Annotated in this window: 18 protein-coding genes and 1 pseudogene; 9 read left to right on the top strand and 10 right to left on the bottom strand. The window is 69.9% G+C overall.

The genetic code is table 11. The features are described 5' to 3' along the window. Positions 1 to 24 precede the first annotated feature (24 nt). Positions 25 to 1,068: a phosphotransferase gene (locus AB5L52_RS21350; RefSeq protein WP_351017184.1), complete on the bottom strand. Its 1,044-nt coding sequence runs from the start codon at positions 1,066 to 1,068 to the stop codon at positions 25 to 27. Between the two features lie 106 nt (positions 1,069 to 1,174). Beyond that, positions 1,175 to 1,870, bottom strand: a complete 696-nt coding sequence (locus tag AB5L52_RS21345; protein WP_369365670.1) for a response regulator — start codon at positions 1,868 to 1,870, stop codon at positions 1,175 to 1,177. 304 nt (positions 1,871 to 2,174) lie between these two features. Between AB5L52_RS21345 and pdhA the strand changes: the two genes are divergently transcribed. The 4 genes from pdhA (at position 2,175) to murJ (ending at position 7,657) form a co-directional block, all read left to right on the top strand. Next, on the top strand, positions 2,175 to 3,440 hold the full coding sequence (gene pdhA, locus AB5L52_RS21340; protein WP_369365669.1) for a pyruvate dehydrogenase (acetyl-transferring) E1 component subunit alpha: 1,266 nt from the start codon (positions 2,175 to 2,177) through the stop codon (positions 3,438 to 3,440). Between the two features lies 1 nt (position 3,441). Continuing rightward, a complete protein-coding gene (locus AB5L52_RS21335; RefSeq protein ID WP_369365667.1) occupies positions 3,442 to 4,419 on the top strand; it encodes an alpha-ketoacid dehydrogenase subunit beta in 978 nt (325 codons plus the stop codon). 10 nt (positions 4,420 to 4,429) lie between these two features. Further along, entirely contained in the window at positions 4,430 to 5,848 is a 1,419-nt protein-coding gene (locus AB5L52_RS21330; RefSeq protein WP_369365665.1) for a dihydrolipoamide acetyltransferase family protein, read from the top strand. A gap of 240 nt (positions 5,849 to 6,088) precedes the next feature. Beyond that, the gene (murJ, locus tag AB5L52_RS21325) at positions 6,089 to 7,657 is read left to right on the top strand and encodes a murein biosynthesis integral membrane protein MurJ (protein WP_351017199.1); all 1,569 of its coding nucleotides are present in this window, start codon (positions 6,089 to 6,091) and stop codon (positions 7,655 to 7,657) included. Here murJ and AB5L52_RS21320 read toward each other — a convergent pair. Then, a pseudogene (locus tag AB5L52_RS21320) lies at positions 7,641 to 7,754 on the bottom strand (GntR family transcriptional regulator); the annotation flags it as partial. The gene murJ and the pseudogene AB5L52_RS21320 overlap by 17 nt on opposite strands. A gap of 58 nt (positions 7,755 to 7,812) precedes the next feature. Continuing rightward, positions 7,813 to 8,724, bottom strand: coding sequence for a D-alanyl-D-alanine carboxypeptidase (locus AB5L52_RS21315; RefSeq protein ID WP_351017202.1), 912 nt, complete (start codon positions 8,722 to 8,724; stop codon positions 7,813 to 7,815). 210 nt (positions 8,725 to 8,934) lie between these two features. On the opposite strand from AB5L52_RS21315, the gene AB5L52_RS21310 reads away from it, so the two are divergent. Together AB5L52_RS21310 and AB5L52_RS21305 are read left to right on the top strand one after the other, a co-directional pair. Continuing rightward, positions 8,935 to 9,609: a GntR family transcriptional regulator gene (locus tag AB5L52_RS21310; protein WP_351017205.1), complete on the top strand. Its 675-nt coding sequence runs from the start codon at positions 8,935 to 8,937 to the stop codon at positions 9,607 to 9,609. Next, positions 9,606 to 10,916 carry a nitrate/nitrite transporter gene (locus AB5L52_RS21305; RefSeq protein ID WP_369365662.1) on the top strand — a complete coding sequence of 437 codons (1,311 nt, stop codon included), beginning with the start codon at positions 9,606 to 9,608 and terminating at the stop codon, positions 10,914 to 10,916. The genes AB5L52_RS21310 and AB5L52_RS21305 overlap by 4 nt, the downstream gene beginning before the upstream one ends. Before the next feature lie 101 nt (positions 10,917 to 11,017). Here the strand turns inward: AB5L52_RS21305 and AB5L52_RS21300 are convergent, their stop codons facing one another. Further along, positions 11,018 to 11,842: a maleylpyruvate isomerase family mycothiol-dependent enzyme gene (locus AB5L52_RS21300; RefSeq protein WP_351017211.1), complete on the bottom strand. Its 825-nt coding sequence runs from the start codon at positions 11,840 to 11,842 to the stop codon at positions 11,018 to 11,020. 218 nt (positions 11,843 to 12,060) lie between these two features. On the opposite strand from AB5L52_RS21300, the gene AB5L52_RS21295 reads away from it, so the two are divergent. Then, positions 12,061 to 12,879 (top strand): carbon-nitrogen family hydrolase, encoded by an 819-nt coding sequence (locus tag AB5L52_RS21295; protein WP_351017214.1) that lies wholly within the window; start codon positions 12,061 to 12,063, stop codon positions 12,877 to 12,879. 63 nt (positions 12,880 to 12,942) lie between these two features. Here the strand turns inward: AB5L52_RS21295 and AB5L52_RS21290 are convergent, their stop codons facing one another. After that, entirely contained in the window at positions 12,943 to 13,437 is a 495-nt protein-coding gene (locus tag AB5L52_RS21290) for an LURP-one-related family protein (protein ID WP_351017217.1), read from the bottom strand. A 79-nt stretch (positions 13,438 to 13,516) separates the two neighbouring features. After that, a complete protein-coding gene (locus AB5L52_RS21285) occupies positions 13,517 to 14,527 on the bottom strand; it encodes a GlxA family transcriptional regulator (RefSeq protein WP_369365659.1) in 1,011 nt (336 codons plus the stop codon). Positions 14,528 to 14,579: 52 nt separating this feature from the next. Between AB5L52_RS21285 and AB5L52_RS21280 the strand changes: the two genes are divergently transcribed. Both AB5L52_RS21280 and AB5L52_RS21275 read left to right on the top strand, forming a co-directional pair. Then, a complete protein-coding gene (locus AB5L52_RS21280) occupies positions 14,580 to 14,966 on the top strand; it encodes a cupin domain-containing protein (RefSeq protein WP_351017223.1) in 387 nt (128 codons plus the stop codon). A 121-nt stretch (positions 14,967 to 15,087) separates the two neighbouring features. Then, a complete protein-coding gene (locus AB5L52_RS21275; RefSeq protein WP_369365658.1) occupies positions 15,088 to 16,905 on the top strand; it encodes an NHL domain-containing thioredoxin family protein in 1,818 nt (605 codons plus the stop codon). A 94-nt stretch (positions 16,906 to 16,999) separates the two neighbouring features. Here the strand turns inward: AB5L52_RS21275 and AB5L52_RS21270 are convergent, their stop codons facing one another. From AB5L52_RS21270 to AB5L52_RS21260, 3 genes are all read right to left on the bottom strand, one after another. Beyond that, positions 17,000 to 18,298, bottom strand: a complete 1,299-nt coding sequence (locus AB5L52_RS21270; protein WP_369365657.1) for a M18 family aminopeptidase — start codon at positions 18,296 to 18,298, stop codon at positions 17,000 to 17,002. A 144-nt stretch (positions 18,299 to 18,442) separates the two neighbouring features. After that, positions 18,443 to 20,269 carry an acyl-CoA dehydrogenase gene (locus tag AB5L52_RS21265; RefSeq protein ID WP_351017231.1) on the bottom strand — a complete coding sequence of 609 codons (1,827 nt, stop codon included), beginning with the start codon at positions 20,267 to 20,269 and terminating at the stop codon, positions 18,443 to 18,445. 131 nt (positions 20,270 to 20,400) lie between these two features. Then, positions 20,401 to 21,219: an alpha/beta fold hydrolase gene (locus tag AB5L52_RS21260; RefSeq protein ID WP_369365653.1), complete on the bottom strand. Its 819-nt coding sequence runs from the start codon at positions 21,217 to 21,219 to the stop codon at positions 20,401 to 20,403. Positions 21,220 to 21,222 lie beyond the last annotated feature (3 nt).

The raw sequence follows: 21,222 nt of genomic DNA, 5'->3' as shown, positions 1-21,222 counted from the left end.
CGTCCGCGTGAGCAGGTCGGGTACTCACTCCACGAACGCGTCGCACACCGCGTCGTACGCGCGGGTCCACCACACCACGAGCGCCGAAGCGGCCGGAAACTGGCAGTCCGCGCGCGTGTCACCGCGTTCGTAGTGCCAGCGCAGCATCCAGAAGTCGTTCAGGCGCTCCCACCACACCCGGTGCACGGCCGCCGCCAGCTCGGAGGGCGTGGCACCGGCCGCGCGCCGGTACGCGCGCGCGTAGGCGCGCACTTTCGGCAGGTCCAGGGCGCCCGCGGGCCGTACGAAGAAGATCGCGGCGGCGCGTACGGCCTCCTCGGCGCGGGGCTGCACGCCCAGCCGGTCCCAGTCGACGATGGCGGCCGGTGCGTCGCCCTTGTAGAGCACGTTGAACGGGTGGAAGTCGCCGTGCACCCAGCCCACCGAGCCGCCGGGCGGCGGGCGCCGGTCCGCGTGCTGCTCCACGAGCGCGCGGCGTTCCAGCAGCCGGTGCCGGGCCAGTTCGTCGAAGGCGTCGGCGGGGCGGTGCCGGCGCACCTGGGCGAGCAGGTCGTCGATGAGGGCGAACGTGTCGTCGGGGTCGGCGCTCTCCACCGGGTGGGGGCTCGTGGCCGGGCGTGTGCGCCCCTTGGGTGGCATCACGCGCTCCAGACAGGCGTGCACGGCGCCCAGAACCGCCCCCAGGCGTGCGCTCTCCCCGCGGGTGAGCTGGCCGCCGTGGCGGTGCCTGCCGTCGATCCAGGGGTGCAGGGCGTAGGCGTGGCCGCCGACGACGGCGACCGTACGGCCGTCGCGGTGCGCGAGCGGCACGGAGACCGGGACACCGAGGTCGGCCAGGCGCTGGGTGGCGCGGTGCCGGCGCTCGATGGCGGCCGGGTCGGCGGTGTCGGGGTCGAAGTGATGCTTGAGGAAGTAGCGGCCGCGGGTGGTGCACAGCCGGTAGCCGCGGTTCAGCAGACCCTGCTCGACCGGCTCACAGGTGACGGCGCTACCGGCCGCGTACAGGCGGAGCAGGGCGCCCAGAGGGGGCGCATGAGGTACGAGCGGTGGTACACATGAGCGCGGCACGCCGCAGATGGTAGGGCACGAAAAGCGGCTGTGAGCTGGGGCTTGTCACAGGCAGTCGCTGGCGATCGCTTTCGGTCACAGGGCAGGCCGCACACGCCAGGTTTTATCAAAGATTTCCGTTGCTGCCGCTCTTTTCCGCCTGCATACGGGCGACATAAGCGGCGGCCTGTGAACGGCGCTGCATGCCGAGTTTGGAAAGCAGACTCGAAACGTAATTCTTGATCGTTTTCTCGGCGAGATGCAAACGCTCGCCGATCTGCCGGTTGGTGAGCCCTTCACCGATGAGATCGAGGAATTTCCGCTCTTGCTCGGTGAGTTGCGCGAGCTTGTCGTCCGTCCGCGCGCCGCCGCCGTCGCGCAGCCGCTCCAGCAAGCGCGCGGTGGCGACGGGGTCCAGCAGGGACTTTCCGGCGGCCACGTCCCGTACGGCCTGCAGCAGTTCGTTGCCGCGGATCGCTTTCAGGACGTATCCCGAGGCACCCGCCATGATCGCGTCGAACAGCGCCTCGTCGTCCGCGAACGAGGTCAGCATCAGGCACCGAACCGTCTCGTACTGGGAGCGGGCCTCCCGGCACACCTCGACTCCGCCGCCGTCCGGAAGCCGCACGTCCAGCACCGCCACGTCGGGCCGGGTGGCCGGAATGCGCACCAGCGCGTCGGCCGCCGTGCCGGCCTCGCCCCCCACCTCGATATCCGGCTCCACGGAGAGCATCTCGTGGACGCCCCGGCGGACCACTTCATGATCGTCGAGCAGAAATACGGTGATTTTTCCTGCTTCGTGCGCTGAATCAGTCTCACACACAAACTCTTCCCGTGAGCTGGGTCAGCGGGATAACGTGCGGTTGCTCCGGCCTTTCGCAAGGCTGTGACCAGCACGCTTCCACACGTTCTCGATTTACTTGGAAATCCAAGCAAAATCGCAGGTCAAGTGGGGTTTCACAGAAATGTGGAGCACTGGGTAACGTGATGGTTGCAGGGCGCTCGCCGGGGTACCTGTCACGCCTGTTCCCGGCCGAGTGGCACCCACCCCGTGCCCGGTGGCCGAGACAGGTGAGCCGCACTGGCCTACCGGCAACCCCGGGGGCCGGAACGACGGAGGAGCACACGTGACCGTGGACAGCAGTGCCGCGCGCAAGCCGCGACGCAGCGCCGCAGGCAAGGCCGGCACCACCGGCAGCAAGGCCGGCACGGCCGGGGCGAAGTCCGGCACGGCCGGGAACGCGTCCGGAACCACCGGCACCAAGCGCACCACCCGCACCAGCCGCGCCGCGGCCAAGAAGAGCACCGAACCGGAGCTCGTACAGCTGCTGACACCCGAGGGCAAACGGGTCAAGAACGCCGAGTACGACGCCTACGTCGCCGGCGTCACCCCCGAAGACCTGCGCGGCCTGTACCGCGACATGGTGCTCACCCGTCGCTTCGACGCCGAGGCCACCGCCCTGCAGCGCCAGGGCGAGCTGGGCCTGTGGGCCTCGCTGCTGGGCCAGGAGGCCGCCCAGATCGGCTCCGGCCGCGCCCTGCGCGACGACGACTACGTCTTCCCGACCTACCGTGAGCACGGCGTCGCCTGGTGCCGCGGGGTCGACCCGACCAACCTGCTCGGCATGTTCCGCGGCGTGAACAACGGCGGCTGGGACCCGAACAGCAACAACTTCCAGCTGTACACGATCGTCATCGGCTCCCAGACGCTGCACGCCACCGGCTACGCGATGGGCATCACCAAGGACGGCGCGGACAGCGCGGTCATCGCCTACTTCGGCGACGGCGCGAGCAGCCAGGGCGACGTGGCCGAATCGTTCACCTTCTCCGCGGTCTACAACGCTCCCGTGGTGTTCTTCTGCCAGAACAACCAGTGGGCGATCTCCGAGCCGACCGAGAAGCAGAGCCGGGTGCCGCTGTACCAGCGCGCCCAGGGCTTCGGCTTCCCGGGCGTCCGTGTGGACGGCAACGACGTCCTGGCCTGTCTCGCGGTCACCCGCTGGGCCCTGGAGCGGGCGCGCAGCGGCGAGGGCCCGACCCTGGTGGAGGCGTACACGTACCGCATGGGCGCCCACACCACCTCCGACGACCCCACCCGCTACCGGCACGACGACGAGCGCGCCGCCTGGGAGGCCAAGGACCCGATCCTGCGCCTTCGCCGGTATCTGGAGGCCGCAAACCACGCGGACGAGGGATTTTTCGCGGAACTCGAGACCGAGTCCGAGGCGTTGGGCAAACGAGTGCGCGAGGCGGTTCGTGCCATGCCCGACCCGGATCACTTCGCCATCTTCGAGAACGTGTACGCGGACGGGCACGCGCTCGTCGACGAGGAGCGAGCGCAGTTCGCCGCCTACCAGGCGTCGTTCGCGGACGCAAGCGAAGGGGGTCGCTGAGATGGCCGAGAAGATGGCGATGGCGAAGGCCATCAACGAGTCGCTGCGCCGTGCCCTGGAGACGGACCCCAAAGTCCTCGTCATGGGTGAGGACGTCGGCAAGCTCGGCGGCGTGTTCCGCGTGACGGACGGTCTGCAGAAGGACTTCGGCGAGAGCCGCGTCATCGACACCCCGCTGGCGGAGTCCGGCATCGTCGGCACCGCGATCGGCCTGGCGCTGCGCGGCTACCGCCCGGTGGTGGAGATCCAGTTCGACGGCTTCGTCTTCCCGGCCTACGACCAGATCGTCACCCAGCTCGCGAAGATGCACGCCCGCTCGCTGGGCAAGGTCAAGATGCCGGTCGTCGTCCGCATCCCCTACGGCGGCGGCATCGGCGCGGTCGAGCATCACTCGGAGTCGCCCGAGGCACTGTTCGCGCATGTGGCGGGCCTGAAGATTGTTTCCCCGTCGAACGCCTCGGATGCGTACTGGATGATGCAGCAGGCCATCCAGAGCGATGACCCGGTGATCTATTTCGAGCCGAAGCGGCGTTACTGGGACAAGGCCGAGGTCGATGCCGAAGCGATCCCGGCGCCGTTGCACAAGGCGCAGGTGGTCCGCGAGGGCACGGACCTGACCCTGGCCGCGTACGGTCCGATGGTGAAGTTGTGTCAGGAGGTGGCGAACGCGGCGGCCGAGGAGGGCAAGTCCCTGGAGGTCCTGGATCTGCGTTCGGTCTCCCCGCTGGACTTCGACACCATCCAGGCGTCGGTGGAGAAGACCCGCCGTCTGGTCGTGGTCCATGAGGCGCCGGTGTTCTTCGGTTCGGGTGCGGAGATCGCCGCGCGGATCACCGAGCGGTGCTTCTTCCATCTGGAGGCGCCGGTGCTGCGGGTGGGCGGCTACCACGCGCCGTATCCGCCGGCGCGGCTGGAGGAGGAGTATCTGCCGGATCTGGACCGCGTGCTCGACGCCGTCGACCGCTCGCTGGCGTTCTGAGGAGAGGGTCGTGACGACGATGACGGAAGCGTCTGTGCGCGAGTTCAGGATGCCGGACGTCGGCGAGGGACTCACCGAGGCCGAGATCCTCAAGTGGTACGTCCAGCCCGGTGACACGGTCACCGACGGCCAGGTGGTGTGTGAGGTCGAGACCGCGAAGGCGGCCGTCGAGTTGCCGATTCCCTACGACGGTGTAGTCCGGTCCCTGCACTTCCCCGAGGGCACCACGGTCGACGTCGGCACCGCGATCATCGCGGTAGACGTGGCGGGCGGTGCGGCACCGGCGGAAGCCCCGGCGGAGCAGCCGAAGGCGGAACCCGTCGCCGTGGCGGAGGAGCCGAAGCCGGAGGGCCGCCAGCCGGTCCTGGTGGGCTACGGCGTGGCAACGTCCTCCACGAAGCGCCGGCCCCGCAAGGGCGCCGAGGTCACCGCCCCGGCGGCGGCCCAGGCGATCCAGACCGAGCTGAACGGTCATGGCCACGGCGCGGTCGCCGAGAAGCCCCGCCCGCTGGCGAAGCCGCCGGTGCGGAAGCTGGCCAAGGATCTCGGTGTCGACCTGGCCATGGTCATCCCGTCCGGTGCGGACGGGATCATCACCCGCGAGGACGTCCACGCGGCGGCCGCGCCTCAGTCGGCCACGTCGGCCGGGCCGGCCCAGCTGGCCGAGCCGGTGCCTGCGGTCGCCGCTCCCGCTGTGTCGCAGGGGCCGGTCGCGTCGTACGACACGGGTCGTGAGACGCGTATCCCGGTGAAGGGTGTGCGTAAGGCGACGGCGGCGGCGATGGTGGGTTCGGCGTTCACGGCGCCGCATGTCACGGAGTTCGTGACGGTGGATGTGACCCGGACGATGAAGCTGGTCGAGGAGTTGAAGCAGGACCGGGAGATGCAGGGCCTGCGGGTCAATCCTCTCCTTCTGATCGCCAAGGCCTTGCTGGTCGCGATCAAGCGGAACCCGGACATCAACGCTTCCTGGGACGAGAGCGCCCAGGAGATCGTGGTGAAGCATTACGTCAATCTGGGGATCGCTGCGGCCACTCCGCGTGGTCTGATCGTGCCGAACATCAAGGACGCGCACGACAAAACGCTGCCTCAACTGGCTGCTGGTCTGGGTGAGTTGGTGGCGACGGCACGGGAGGGGAAGACGTCGCCTGCGGCGATGCAGGGTGGCACGGTGACGATCACGAATGTCGGGGTGTTCGGTGTCGATACCGGTACGCCGATCCTCAATCCCGGTGAGTCGGCGATCCTTGCGGTGGGTGCGATCAAGTTGCAGCCGTGGGTGCACAAGGGCAAGGTCAAGCCGCGTCAGGTGACCACGCTGGCATTGAGTTTCGATCACCGGCTGGTCGACGGTGAGTTGGGCTCGAAGGTACTGGCGGACGTGGCGGCGATCCTGGAACAGCCGAAGCGATTGATCACCTGGGCCTGACCGCCTCTGGTGGGTAGTTTCTGGAGTCCGGGAGGACGGCCGCAAAATCGGCTTGCGGCCGCCCTCTCCCAGGCCTTGGTTTCTGCCAGTACCTCCTCGGCGGACCGCTCACGCGAGGTGACGATGCTTCTGACGCAGCTGCCGTAGATTTACGGCATGGCAACGGGGGAGAAGACTGCGGCTCGGCATGCCAGGTCTCGGGCGGCGGAGCGCGGTGGGGTCGGGCGAGCCTCTGTGCTCATGGCCGGCGGGACCGTCGTATCGCGGGCCGGCGGGCTGATCCGGCAGGTGCTGCAGGGAGCCGCGCTCGGGACAGGGCTGCTGGCCACCACGTACAACACGGCGAACACCGTGCCGACCAGCCTGTACACCCTGCTGATCGGCGGTGCGCTGAACGCCGTGCTCGTGCCGCAGCTGGTCCGGGCCCGGGCCACGCACGCCGACGGCGGGCGGGCGTACGAACAGCGGCTCGTGACGCTCGTCGTGAGCGTGCTGGCCGTCGGGACCGTGCTCGCCGTGTGGGCGGCGCCGGAGATCGTGAGCCTGTACATAAGGGATACGCCCAAGGAACACGACGCGTTCCGGCTGACCGTCGTCTTCGCCAGGTTTCTGCTGCCACAGATCTTCTTCTACGGGCTGTTCGCCATCGTCGGCCAAGTGCTCAACGCCCGCGAGAAGTTCGGCGCCATGATGTGGACGCCGGTGCTCAACAACGTTGTCCTCGTCGCCATGTTCGGCGTCTACCTCGGGATGATGACCGTCCCTCACTCCGTCGCCGACGTCACCGGCACCCAGGTCCGCTGGCTCGGTGTCGGTACGACCCTCGGGATCGCCGTACAGGCCCTCGCGCTCATCCCCTTCGCGCGCGCCGCCGGTTTCCGGTTCCGGCCCCGTTTCGACTGGCGTGGCGCGGGACTCGGCTCCGGTATCCACGCGGCGAAGTGGACGCTGCTGTTCGTGCTGACCAACCTGGTCGCCCTCACCGTGGTCACGCATTACGCCAACGCCGCCGACACGCGGCTGCCGACGGCCGGCGTCGGCTACACGGCGTACAGCTACGCGCAGACCATCTGGATGCTGCCCCAGTCCATCGTCACCGTCTCCCTGGTCACGGCCCTGCTGCCGCGTATGAGCAACGCGGCGGCCGAGGGGCGGATCGGTGATCTGCGCGCCGATCTGTCCCGGGCGCTGCGGGTCAGCGGGGTCGTGATCGTCCCGGCCGCCTTCCTGTTCACCGCGCTCGGGCCGGACATCGCCGCTCTCCTCTTCGCCCATGGCGCGGCCGACCCCGCCACCGCCCAGCCCCTCGGCCATATGCTCCAGGCCTTCGGGCTCGGACTGATCCCGTTCTCGGCGCAGTATCTGCTGCTGCGTGGCTTCTACGCCTTCGAGGACACCCGTACGCCGTTCTTCATGGCCGTGTGGATCGCCGTCGTCAACATCGCCCTCGCCACCGCCTGCCATCTGCTGCTGCCCGCGCGATGGGCGGTCACCGGCATGGCCGGCGCCTACACGGTCTCCTACTTCGCCGGACTCGTCCTCACCGCCCGCCTGCTGGCCCGTCGCACCGGCGGCCGGCTCGACGACGGCACCCTGCGCGGCACCTACGCAAAGCTGCTGTGCGCCGGAGGCGGAGGCGGGGTGGCGGGCTGGGCGGCGGCACGGGGCTGTGCCGGTGTGCTGGGGGACGGCACGGCGGGCGCGATCCTGACCACCACGGCCGGCACGCTCGCCCTCGCCCTCGTCTATCTGGTGCTGGCCAGGTTGCTGAAGGTCGGCGAACTCCGACGGATCCCGGGCCTCGGCTGAACTCCAGCAAGCCCTCGTCCCGGAGTTCCCGCAGGTCGCGCAGGACGGTGTTGACGTTGATGTCCAGGGTCGCGGAGAGATGGCGGGCCGAGGGCAGGCAGCAGAACGGGCCCGTCGCTGGTCGCGACGGGCCCGTGCTGGTGTCCGCTGGTGTGTCAGCCGAGCTTGGCGAAGCCGTAGTCGAGGAGCTTCTTCGCGTCCGCCTCACGCTGCGGGATGGAGGTGGAGGCGAGGACGGTGCCGATGATCGTCTTGCCGTTCCGGGTCGCGGCGAAGACCAGGCAGTACTTGGCCTCCGGGCCGGAGCCGGTCTTGACGCCGATGGTGCCGCTGTAGCTGCTGAGGAGCCCGTTGGTGTTGGTCCACGCCGCCATCGTGCGGATACTGCCCGTCTTGGTGACGGTCTTCGCGGTGTACGACTTGGTCTGCACGATCGTGCGGAACGTGGAGTTCTTCATCGCGCTGCTGGCGATCTTCGTCAGATCGCGCGGCGTCGACCAGTTGTTGCCGTTGCCGATGCCGTCGAACGAGTCGAAGTGGGTGTTCTTCAGACCCAGGCCGCCGGCGGCGGCGTTCATCTTGCCGATGAAGTTCTTCACGCGCGCGTCGCGGGTGGAGCCCGAGCCGTAGGTGTCGGCGAGCGCGAAGGCGGCGTCGCAGCCGGACGGCAGCATCAGGCCGTACAGCAGCTGCCGGACGGTGACCTTGTCGCCGACGATCAGGTGCGCCTGGGAGGCGTTGTTCTTGACGACGTAGTCGCTGTACGCCTTCTGGATCGTCACCTTGCGGTCGAGGTTGAGGTTCGACTGCGCGAGCACGACCTTGGCGGTCATGATCTTGGTGGTGGAGCCGGTGGACCGCTGGGTGTCCGCGGCCTTCGTGTAGAGCGAGGCGCCGTTCGCGTTGTTCATCACGTAGCCGCCGGCGGCCACGATCGAGGGCGTCGTGACGGCCTGAGCGGGCGCCGCGGTGAGGGCGCCGGTCGCGAACAGCGCGCCGGAGGTGACGGCGACGGCGGCGGCTCTGCGGATACGCGTGGCGCGGGTGCCCTTAATGCCGGTAATCAAAGTGATGTACCCCGAATGTGTTGAATGCCCCTGAGGTGCGGCCGAGTCGAGTGGCAGAGCAGAGGGCCGCACGTGTGAGACACGTAAGTAGCACAGAAGGTTGTGTCGTTGCTGCGGGCGATTTTCGCCACGCCCGACGCCCTGACCGGTGTCGGTCCGGATGCTGGACGCCGCTGCCGCATGCGTACGTGTTGTATCTATCATGTGGGCATGAAGACGGCCGTACACCACCCCGCCCGCGCGCACGAAAAGCCACCGCCCGCCGCCGACCGTGTGTACGCCCATGTCAAACAGGGTGTACTGGACCGTCGCTACGAGGGCGGCACCCTGCTCACCGAGGGTGAGCTGGCCGAGGCCGTCGGGGTCTCGCGCACGCCCGTGCGGGAGGCGCTGCTGCGGCTGGAGGTCGAGGGCCTGATCCGGCTCTACCCGAAGAAGGGTGCCCTGGTGCTGCCCGTCTCCGCGCAGGAGATCGCCGACGTGGTGGAGACCCGGCAGCTGGTCGAGGAGCACGCCGCCCGCAAGGCCGTACCCGCCGCGCCCGGTCTGCTGGAGCGGCTGACCGAGCTGCTGGAGCTGCAGAAGGCCCAGGCCGCTGCCGGTGACCTGGCCGGGGCCGCGATCACCGACCGCTCCTTCCACGCCGAGATCGTGCGCAGCGGCGGCAACGAGATCCTGTCCCGGCTGTACGACCAACTGCGCGACCGGCAGCTGCGGATGGGCGTCGCCGTCATGCACTCCCACCCCGACCGGATCGCCAAGACGCTCGCCGAGCACGAGGAGATACTGGACGCGCTGCGCGCCGGGGACGCGGAGGCGGCCGTCGAGGTCGTGCACCGGCATGTGAGCTGGTTCGAGCACCTCGCCCGGGGTGAGGTCCGATGAGCGGTCCGGCGCGGAATGTCACTCTTCCGGGTGATCCGCCGGGCGGCCGGCCTGCCATCACCGTGTGGTCAATCGGCGTCGCCGTCTACTTGGTCGCCGTCATCTTCCGTACGTCACTGGGCGTGGCGGGACTGGACGCGGCGGACCGCTTTCATGTCAACGCCTCCGCCCTGTCGACGTTCTCCATACTCCAGCTGCTGGTCTACGCCGGCATGCAGATACCCGTCGGCCTGCTGGTCGACCGGCTCGGCACGAAGAAGGTCCTCGGTATCGGGGCGGTCCTCTTCACCGCCGGGCAGCTGGGCTTCGCCTTCTCGCCTTCGTACGGCACCGCCCTCGCCTCCCGCGCCCTGCTGGGCTGCGGTGACGCGATGACCTTCATCAGCGTGCTGCGGCTCGGCACCCGCTGGTTCCCGGCCCGGCGCGGGCCGCTGGTCGCACAGCTCGCGGGGCTGGTGGGCATGGCGGGCAACCTGGTCTCCACCCTGGTCCTCGCCCGGCTGCTGCACGGCATCGGCTGGACCCCGGCGTTCGCCGGCAGCGCCCTCGCGGGTGCCGTCGTCCTCGTCCTGACGCTGCTGTTCCTGAAGGACCACCCCGAGGGGTTCGAGCCGGAGCCGTCCCCGCATCAGGGCGCGGCCTACGTGCGCCGGCAGATCGCGGCGGCCTGGCGGGAGCCCGGCACCCGACTCGGGATGTGGGTGCACTTCACCACGCAGTTCCCGGCGATGGTGTTCCTGCTGTTGTGGGGGCTGCCGTTCCTGGTCCAGGCGCAGGGGCTCAGCCGGGCCACGGCCGGTGAACTGCTCACGCTCGTCGTGCTGTCCAACATGGTGATCGGCCTGGTCTACGGCCAGATCGTCGCCCGGCACCATGCGGCGCGGCTGCCGTTGGCCTTGGGCACGGTGGGGGCGACCGCGCTGCTGTGGGCCGCGACGCTGGTGTATCCCGGGGAGCGGGCGCCGATGTGGCTGCTGGTGACGCTGTGTGCGGTGCTGGGGGCGTGTGGGCCGGCCTCGATGATCGGGTTCGACTTCGCGCGGCCGGCCAACCCGCCCGAGCGACAGGGGACCGCGTCCGGAATCACCAACATGGGCGGGTTCGTCGCCTCGATGACGACGTTGTTCGCGGTCGGGGTGTTGCTGGATGCGACGGAGGACGACTATGCCGTGGCGTTCAGTGCCGTGTTCGTGCTGCAGGCGCTCGGGGTCAGCCAGATACTCCGGCTTCGGGGGCGGGCGGCTCGGCGTGAGCGTGAGCGGCTTGTGGCCAGCCGGGTGGAGACGGTGCACGTGCCTGCGGCGTGACCGGGTTCTCCCACCCGCGCACCCCGTTTCCAGTCGGCTGAGAGGCCGGCCTACCCGCTCGGGCCCTCGCCGTTGAAGCAGGTTTCGGCTACGGCTTTCGGCTACGGCGTTACCGTGAAGTTGTTCAGGATTGCTGTCGTCAGGGCCGGGTCGCCCTCTGTTTTGATGCGGTCTGTCGCCGTCTCCGGGGTGATGCGGCCGCAGGCGAGGCGGACGTAGGTCTCCCAGTCGAGGGTGAGGGTGGCGGCGGGGCCGAGGGCGGGGGCGGTTTCCAGGGTGCCGCGGCCCTGGATGTCGACGCGGATCGTGCGCAGGAACTCCACCGGGCCGTGCACGTCGAACACGATCGCCGAACTGCGCGGTGCGTCCGCGTCCTTCGCGACGACCTTGGGGAGTGCTTCCAGGAGGGCGTCCCGGACCACGTGCGCGCCCGGCGAGTCCAGGTTGCCGGGGCGGCCGAGGGCCGTGCGGAGGTCCTGCTCGTGCACCCACACGTCGAAGGCACGGGCGCGGTAGGCCTGTTCCACCGTGATGTCGGTGCCCAGCGGGCCGCGTACCGTGGTGCCGGGGTCGCGGGACTCGTTGCGCAGCTGGCGGTTGCGGCGGATGACCGTGTACTCCAGCTCGGCCGTCATCTCCGGCGCCGTGTGGTGGCGGCGGACGTCGACCTGCATCTCCATGTACCGCTGGTGCTCGGTGGTGACGTGGAAGAGGTCACGCGGGAGCGAGTGGATCGGGCGCGGGTCGCCGAGCATCTCGCAGTCCATACCGATCACATGGGACACGACGTCCCGCACCGACCAGCCGGGGCACGGGGTCCGCCGGTTCCACTCGCCGTCCGCGAGCGACTGGACCATCTCGGATATCGCTTCGATGGAGTGCGTCCAGGCGTCGGCGTAGGGCTGGAGGGTGGGATGCAGACTCACGGAACGGGACCCCTCGGCGGTCGGTACACGGTCAGGTTGTGGCGGCGCTGCCAACGGCGGCGGTGGCAACTCGGCGGGCGTCTGGGTCTCCTCCGGCTCTCGGCATCGCTCGAACCGGGGGGACCCCCAAGTTACGCTGCTTGCAGGCACCCCGGCAGTGCTTTCATGTGACGATCGTAGGCCTGTGTGGACGACTCGAATGCCAGGACGGTGGTAGTGTGCGCGCCTCGTTGATCCAGATCGCCGTGAACGAGGACGAATCGGTCGACTCCCGGCGGCAGCGGGTGGCCGCACTGGTCCGGCAGCAGTCCGGGTCCGACCTCGTCGTGCTGCCCGAGCTGTGGACGACCGGTGCGTTCGCCTACGAGGAGTTCGGCCGCGCGGCCGAGCCACTCGAAGGCCCGACGTACGAGACGATGGCCAAGGCCGCGAGCGACGCGGGGGTGTGGCTGCACGCGGGCTCCGTCCCCGAGCGAGCGGCATCCGGCAGCGGCTCCGCCGCGGGTGACGGCACTCTCTACAACACGTCTCTCATCTTCTCCCCCTCCGGTGAGCTGGCTGCCGCCTATCGCAAGATCCATCGCTTCGGTTTCGACAAGGGCGAGGCCGTACTGATGGGTGCCGGGCGGGACCTGGTGACGGTCCGGCTGCCCGGAACCACGCTCGGCGTGGCCACCTGTTACGACCTCCGTTTCCCCGAACTCTTCCGCTCACTGGTCGACGCCGGCGCCGAGACGCTGGTGATCCCGGCGGGCTGGCCCGAGCGCCGACGCGCGCACTGGACGCTGCTGGCTCAGGCGCGGGCGGTGGAGAACCAGGCGTTCGTGCTTGCGTGTGGAACGGCCGGGACCCATGCGGGAGTTCCGCAGGCGGGTCACTCGATCGTGGTGGATCCGTGGGGCGAGGTGCTCGCCGAGGCGGGCCCGGACGAGCAGATCCTCACCGTCGACTTCGACCCGGCGAAGGTGGCGACGACGCGGGAGCAGTTCCCGGCGCTGAAGGACCGCGTGCTGGGCCTGGAGCCACCGCGGCGCTAGGCGTACTGCCTTGAGAGGTCGGGCACGCCCCGCCTCCGTCGGTCAGGGCACGCTCCACCTTCGTCAGTCGTCCTCCCGTTCCTTCTGCGCCAGGTGGATCACGCACACCGCCACCGCGATGAGCAGCGCCGGGTCCACGTCGTCGCGCACGATGTCGACGCCGTACGTGTCCCTCAGGTGCAGCCAGCGCCGGGAGATCACCGCGAGGAGTTCGCCGTCGTACTCGATGGCGAACTCGTGGTCGAGGATCTTGCCGCTGACGTCCAGCACGGTGCCGTCGGCCAAGGACACCCGGTAGTGGTTGCGCAGCAGGGACAGCCGTTTGCGCCTGATGGTGGCAAGGCCCTCGCCGTCCCGCTCGATCACCATGGTGTCGCGCAGGGCGAACATCTTCTGGTGGATGTCGATCAGGACACGTCCGTGGGCGTCCTTGAGCTGGAAGGTGTCCCGCAGCCGCATGGCCTTGCCGTCGACGAGGAACACCTTCCGGCCGTGCTCGTCCTCGATCCAGTAGTCGTCACCGATACCGAGAAGCCGGTCGCGTACGAGGAGTCTCATGCGGGTACCGTTCCCCGTCGCGGCGCGATCATCACGAAGCCGGAAGCCGGAAGCCGGAAGCCGGAACAGGACGCGATCGTCACGTCGTCGGCAGGAGCGGAGACCGTGGTCCGAAGCGTCTGCGGTAGTCCGACGGGCTCAGCCCCGTCTCCCGGCGCAGGCGGGCCCGTAGATTGGCCGCGGTGCCCAGGCCGCTGCGGGCCGCGACGACGTCCAGGCGCTCCTCGCCCCGTTCGATCAGCCGGCACGCCAGCGCCACGCGTTCGCCGGTGAGCCAGGCCAGCGGAGTCGTCCCCAGCTGGGCGCGGAATCGGCGGTGCAGGGTGGCCGGGCTGACGGCCGCGCGGGCGGCGAGGTCCGCCACCGTCAGCGGCTCCCCCAGTCGTTCCTGCACCCAGGCCAGCAGCGGGCCGAGCGATTCGTCGGGCACGTCGGGTACCGGGCGCTCCACGAACTGCCGCTGGCCGCCGTCCCGGTGGGCGGCGAAGACGAGCCGCCGCGAGACGGCGTTCGCGAGTTCGGCGCCGTGGTCGCGGCGCCACAGGTGCAGGCCGAGGTCGAGCGCGGCCGCGCTGCCGGCGGCGGTGAGGATGTCGCCCTCGTCCACGAACAGCACATCCGGCTCCAGCAGCACCCTGGGATGCAGCTCCCGGAAGGTGTCCACCCACATCCAGTGCGTGGCGGCCCGTCGCCCGTCGAGCAGCCCGGCCTCGGCGAGGGCGAAGCTGCCCGTGCAGAAGCTGACGACGCGGGCCCCGCGCGCGTGGCTGCGCCGGATGGCGTCGAGGACGTCGGCACCGCGCGGTACCACGTTGTCGGGGCGGCCCGGTACGACCAGGGTGTCGGCCTCGTCCACCGCCTCCAGGCCGGGCACGCCGGTCAGGGTGAAGAAGCCGTGGTTCATCCGCACCCCGGACGCGGGCGCGCACAGCGTCACCTCGTACAGCGGCTCCGGAAAGCCCAGTTCGGGCCTCGGCAGCCCGAACAGCTCGGTGGCGACCCCGACCTCGAAGGGGTTGGTGCCCTCGTCGACGATCACGGCGACCCGATGTGCCCTACGCGGGCGTCGGTGAGAGGATCCTTGCGACATATGCGATTCCTAGCACTCGTACGACGCCGAGGGCCACCCGCACGATGAACCCATGGAACCCATCTCCCTCGAAGCCGCCCTCGCCTCGTTCACCGAGCAGTGGAGCCCGCGCATCGTCACCACCGTCAATGACTACGACGTACGTGTGGCGAAGGTGGAGGGTGAGCACCTCTGGCACGTCCACGATCACACCGACGAGTTCTTCCTGGTCCTCGACGGCGAACTGCGGATCGGTCTGCGTGAGCCGGCCGGAGAGCGCACGGTCGTGCTGCCCAAGGGCTCGGTGTTCACCGTCCCGCGCGGGACCGAGCACAAGCCGTACGCACGCGTGCCCACCGAGATCCTCGTCCTCGAACCGAGCGGCACCCTGTCGGTCGGCGACCGGCACGAGGAGGTGCCGGACCACGTGGACGCCACCACCGGTCATGCCCTGTCCTGACGCTCCGTCGGAATCCACCGGTCGGGGCTGTCCACAGGACGCGGAGCCCCTCGGACCGGGGTGTCCATAGTTGTCCACAGGCGCCGAAGTGGCTGTCGGAGTCGGGTGGCACTCTTGAGCCATGACCGACTCCGCACCCCGACGCGCCCGCGTCCGCGCCCCCGAGCTGATCGGCAAGGGCGGCTGGCTGAACACGGGCCACACCGCGTACACCCTCGCCGACCTGCGCGGACGCATCGTCGTCCTGGACTTCTGGACCTTCTGCTGTATCAACTGCCTGCACGTCCTGGACGAGCTGCGCGAGCTGGAGGAGAAGCACCGGGACACGGTGGTCGTCATCGGCGTGCACTCCCCGAAGTTCGTGCACGAGGCGGAGCACCAGGCGGTCGTGGACGCGGTGGAGCGCTACGGCGTGGCGCACCCGGTGCTGGACGACCCGGAGCTGGCCACCTGGAAGCAGTACGCGGTGCGTGCCTGGCCGACGCTCGTCGTGATCGACCCGGAGGGATATGTCGTCGCCCAGCACGCGGGCGAGGGCCATGCCCACGCGATCGAGCGGCTGGTCGAGGAGCTGGAGGCCGAGCATGAGGTGAAGGGCACGCTGCGCCGCGGCGACGGGCCCTATGTGGCGCCCGAGCCGGAGCCGGGCACCCTCCGTTTCCCGGGCAAGGCGCTGCCGCTGCCCGGCGGGACCTTCCTGGTCAGCGACACCACCAGGCACCAGCTGGTGGAGCTGGCCAAGGACACCGAGACCGTCGTACGGCGCATCGGCTCCGGCACGCGCGGGTTCGCGGACGGCGGTCCCGCGGAGGCGGCCTTCAGCGAGCCGCAGGGCCTCGCCCTCCTCGACGCCGGCTCGGTGGTCGTGGCCGACACCGTCAACCACGCCCTGCGCCGGCTGGACCTCGCCACCGGCGCGGTGACGACCCTGGCCGGCACCGGCAGACAGTGGTGGCAGGGGGCCGCGACCGCCGGCCCGGCCCGCGAGGTGGACCTCTCGTCCCCCTGGGACGTGGCGGTCTTCGGCGGCAAGGTGTGGATCGCCATGGCGGGCGTCCACCAGCTGTGGACGTACGACCCCGGCACCGAGACCGTCGCCGTCGCGGCGGGCACCACCAACGAGGGCCTGGTCGACGGCCCCGGCGCCGAGGCCTGGTTCGCGCAGCCCTCCGGCCTCGCGGCCACCGCCGAGCGGCTCTGGCTCGCCGACTCCGAAACGTCCGCCCTGCGCTGGGTGGATCTCGACGGGTCCGTCCACACGGCCGTCGGTACCGGTCTGTTCGACTTCGGCCATCGCGACGGCGCCGCCGAGCAGGCCCTGTTCCAGCACCCGCTGGGTGTCACCGCCCTGCCGGACGGTTCGGTCGCGATCGCCGACACCTACAACCACGCCCTGCGCCGCTACGACCCGGCGACCGGCGAGGTCACGACGCTCGCCACCGATCTGCGCGAGCCCAGTGACGCCGTGCTCGCCGGCGAGGACATCGTGGTCGTGGAGTCGGCCCGGCACCGGCTGACCCGGCTGCGGCTGCCCGAGGAGGCGGTGCGCGTGGAGTCGGTCGCCCACCGCACCCGGCGCGCGGCCACCGAGGTCGCCCCGGGCCGGCTGAAGCTGGACGTCATCTTCCAGGCCCCGGCCGGCCAGAAGCTGGACACGCGGTATGGCCCCTCCACCCGCCTGCTGGTCTCCGCCACCCCGCCCGAGCTGCTGCGCAAGGGGGAAGGGGCAGACACGGACCTCTCGCGCGAGCTGGAGCTGAACCCTTCCGTCATGGAGGGGGTGCTGCACGTCTCGGCGATGGCAGCCTCCTGCGATGACGACCCGGCCAACGCATATCCTGCCTGCCATGTGCACCAGCAGGACTGGGGCGTTCCGATCCGGCTCGTGGAGGGTGGGGTGGAGCGGCTGCCGCTGGTTCTGGCCGGGATGGACGAGTAGCGCCGTGGGGCGTGGGGGCCGGTTCGTCGGCTGCTGCGCCGCACATCGATACAGCCCCGCGCCCCCGGGGGCGCGGGCAACCCCTTGAGCCCGACTAGCCTTCCAGGAACGCCACCAGCGCGTTCGCCAGCAGGAACGGGTCGTCGGCGCCGCACAGTTCGCGGACGCTGTGCATGGAGAGGATCGCGACGCCGATGTCCACGGTCCGGATGCCGTGCCGGGCCGCGGTGATCGGGCCGATCGTGGTGCCGCACGGCATGGAGTTGTTGGAGACGAACGACTGGAAGGGCACGTTCGCCTTCTCGCACGCCGCGGCGAAGACCGCGCGGCCCGAACCGTCCGTGGCATAGCGGTTGTTGACGTTGACCTTGAGGATCGGGCCGCCGTTGACGCGCGGGTGGTGCGTCGGGTCGTGCCGCTCCGCGTAGTTGGGGTGGACGGCGTGGCCCGTGTCGGAGGACAGGCACACCGTGCCGGCGAAGGCGCGGGCCCGGTCCTCGTAGGTACCGCCGCGGGTGAACACCGAGCGCTCCAGGACGGATCCGAGCAGCGGGCCGTCCGCGCCGGTGTCCGACTGGGAGCCGTTCTCCTCGTGGTCGAACGCGGCCAGCACGGGGATGCGGGTGAGCGGTGCGCCGGAGGTGGCGACGGCGGCCAGCGCGGCCACGCCCGCGTGCACCGACAGCAGGTTGTCCATCCGGGGACCGGCGACCAGGTCCCGGTCCCGGCCGAGGTAGGCGGGGGCTTCCACCGGGTGTGTCATCAGGTCCCAGCCGGTGACGGAGCCGGCCGCAAGACCGGCCTCCTCCTCCAGGAAGGCGATCAGATCGCCGTCCCGCACATCGTCGGCGAGACCCCAGATCGGCTGCAGATGGCGCTGCTTGTCGAGCTTGAGCCCCTCGGTGCTGACCGAACGGTCCAGGTGGATGGCGAGCTGGGGCACACGCAGCAGCGGCCGGTCCACGTTGACCAGCACCGTGGAACCGTCGCGCAGGCTCAGCCGGCCGGCCAGGCCCAGGTCGCGGTCGAGCCAGGAGTTCATCAGCGGACCGCCGTAGATCTCGACGGCGACCTGGCGCCAGCCGTGCGCCCCGCTGTCCGGCCGTGGCTTGATCCTGAGGTTCGGGGAGTCGGTGTGCGCGCCGACGATGTGGAACGGCGTGTGTGCCTCAGCGCCCTCGGGGACGTACCAGGCGATGATCGCGCCGCCGCGCAGCACGTACTTGCCACCGCTGGTCCCGTCCCAGGCGTCCGTCTCGGCGACCTGCCGGAAGCCCGCCTTCTCCAGCCGCTCCGCGGCATTCGCCACGGCGTGGTACGGCGATGGGCCGGCCGCCAGGAAGGACATCAGGTCGTCGGTGTGGCCGCGGTCGAAGCGGGCTGGTGCGCTCATAGGATTCACCTTAACGACGTGCACGGGCCCGCTCCCGGAAAGGGAGCGGGCCCGCACAGTATCTACAGGGACGTATCTGCAGGAACGGTCTGCAGGAGCGACTTACAGGGACGTATCCGCCGACCTGTCCGCAGGAACGCTTTCTTAGAACGCGGCCTCGTCCAGCTCCATCAGGTCCAGCTCGACGCCCTCGGCGACCTTGCGGGCGAGCGTGACGCCCGGCAGGACGTTCGCGGCGAAGAACTTCGCCGCGGCGATCTTGCCGGTGTAGAACGCCGTGTCCTTGGCGGAGGCCGAGGCCAGCTTCTCGGCGGCGATCGCGGCGCCCTTCAGCAGCAGGTAGCCGACGACGACGTCACCGGAGGCCAGCAGCAGGCGGGTGGTGTTCAGGCCCACCTTGTAGATGTTCTTGGTGTCCTGCTCGGTGGCGGCGAGGTCGGTCAGCATCAGACCGACGATCGCCTCCAGTTCCACGGCCGCCTTGGCCAGGTGCTCACGGGCGCCGGCCAGCTCCGTGCCGCCGGTGCCGAGCGCCAGGAACTTCTTGATGTCCTCGGCGAGGGAGTTCAGCGCGGCGCCCTGGTTGCGGACGATCTTCCGGAAGAAGAAGTCCTGGCCCTGGATCGCGGTGGTGCCCTCGTACAGAGTGTCGATCTTGGAGTCGCGGATGTACTGCTCGATCGGGTACTCCTGCAGGAAGCCGGAGCCGCCGAAGGTCTGCAGCGACTGGGCGAGCTGCTCGTAGCCCTTCTCGGAGCCGTAGCCCTTGACGATCGGCAGCAGCAGGTCGTTCAGCGCGTGCTCGGCGGAGGCGTCCTCGCCGTTCGCCTCCTTGACCTGGATCGCGTCCTGGACCGAGGCGGTGTACAGCACCAGGGCGCGCATGCCCTCCGCGTACGCCTTCTGCGTCATCAGCGAGCGGCGCACGTCCGGGTGGTGGGTGACGGTGACCTTGGGCGCGGTCTTGTCCAGGAAGTTGGCCAGGTCCGGGCCCTGCACGCGCTCCTTGGCGTACTCCAGCGCGTTCAGGTAGCCCGTGGACAGCGTGGAGATCGCCTTCGTGCCGACCATCATGCGAGCGAACTCGATGATGCGGAACATCTGGCGGATGCCCTCGTGCTTGTCACCGATGAGCCAGCCCTTGGCGGGGTGCTGGTCGCCGAAGGTCATCTCGCAGGTGTTGGAGGCCTTCAGGCCCATCTTGTGCTCGACGTTGGTGGCGTAGACGCCGTTGCGCTCGCCCAGCTCGCCGGTCTCGAAGTCGAAGAGGTACTTCGGGACGAGGAAGAGGGACAGGCCCTTGGTACCCGGGCCGGCGCCCTCGGGGCGCGCCAGCACGTAGTGGAGGATGTTCTCCTCCATGTCGTGCTCACCGGAGGTGATGAAGCGCTTCACGCCCTCGATGTGCCAGGAGCCGTCCTCCTGCTGGATCGCCTTGGTGCGGCCGGCGCCCACGTCCGAACCGGCGTCCGGCTCGGTGAGCACCATGGTGGAGCCCCAGGTCTTCTCCACGGCGATCTTGGCGATGTGCTTCTGGACCTCATTGCCCTCTTCGAAGAGGATGCCGGCGAACGCCGGGCCCGAGGAGTACATCCACACGGCCGGGTTGGCGCCCAGGATCAGCTCGGCGTAGGCCCAGATCAGGGAGCGCGGCGAGGTGGTGCCGCCGATCTCCTCGGGCAGGCCGAGCCGCCAGTACTCGGAGTCCATGAAGGCCTGGTAGCTCTTCTTGAAGGACGCCGGGACCGGCGCGGTGTTGGTCTCCGGGTCGAAGACCGGCGGGTTGCGGTCGGCGTCGGCGAAGGACTCCGCCAGCTCGTTCTCCGAGAGGCGGGTCATCTCCTCCAGGATGCTCTTGGCGGTGTCGACGTCCATCTCCTCGAACGGGCCGGTGCCGTACACCTTGTCGCGCCCCAGTACTTCGAAGAGGTTGAACTCGATGTCGCGGAGATTCGACTTGTAGTGCCCCATGGCGATGGCTCCGTAGAGAGATCGGCGAGGCACTGGCTCCTCGCACCTAGTTCACGTACCAACAAGTAGCTCCGATGATGCTACCCGTCGGTAATAAGAAGCAACCCCTATCGGCCGAGTGTGAGAAGGGTCTACTCCTCCCCGTCCGTCCCCCCGTCTGCGAGCCTGTCCGAGACGCCGCTCGCGGACCCGGGGGCGAGCCCGTCCGTGAGCCCGTCCGTGAGCAGGGCCGCCCACCGGTCCGGGTGCTCGGCGAAGGGCAGGTGGCCGCCCGCTATCTCCACCAGCCGGGCCCCGCGGATCCCCGTCGCCACCGCACGGTGCAGCCGGGGCGGGATCAGCGGATCGTCGACGGGCGAGACGACCAGGGTGGGCGCGGTGATCCGGGCCAGGTCGGCCGTCACGTCCAGCCGTTCCACCAGCTCGACGTGCTCCGGCGTGCCCACCGGGACGCCCGCGCCCGTCTCCTTGACCGCGGTCTCCAGCTCCTGCGGATCCATCGCCTCCAGCGCGGCCGGGCTCAGGCAGCGTGCGAGCAGGAAGCGCCCCAGCGTGTCCGTGTCACCGGCCGCGATGAGCGAGCGCCACACGCGCGCGGTGAGCCGGACCCCGGTGTCGGCGCGGGCGAAGGGCGCGGTGAGAGCGAGCGCCGTGACCCGCTCCGGGTGTCGCGCGGCCAGCCGTATCGCCACCGCGCCGCCCAGCGAGAATCCGGACACGGCGAACCGCCCGACCCCCTCCGCGTCGGCGGCGGCCGTCAGTCGGTCGGCCAGCTCGTCCAGCTCCAGCCGCCGGGTGGCGCGTGGGGTGCTGCCCGCGCCCGGGTAGTCGATGCCGATCACCCGGTACCGCGCTCTCAACTGCTCCATCATCGGGCCGTAGTTGGCGGCGACGGAGCCGCCGGCGCCGTGGGCGAGGAGCAGGGCGGGGCGTGCTGTGCTGCCGGACATGAG

This window comes from Streptomyces sp. CG4 (assembly GCF_041080655.1).
GTDB lineage: Bacteria > Actinomycetota > Actinomycetes > Streptomycetales > Streptomycetaceae > Streptomyces.
The sequence above is the reverse complement of the archived record's forward strand: the minus strand, read 5'-3'. Positions and strand labels throughout refer to the sequence as shown.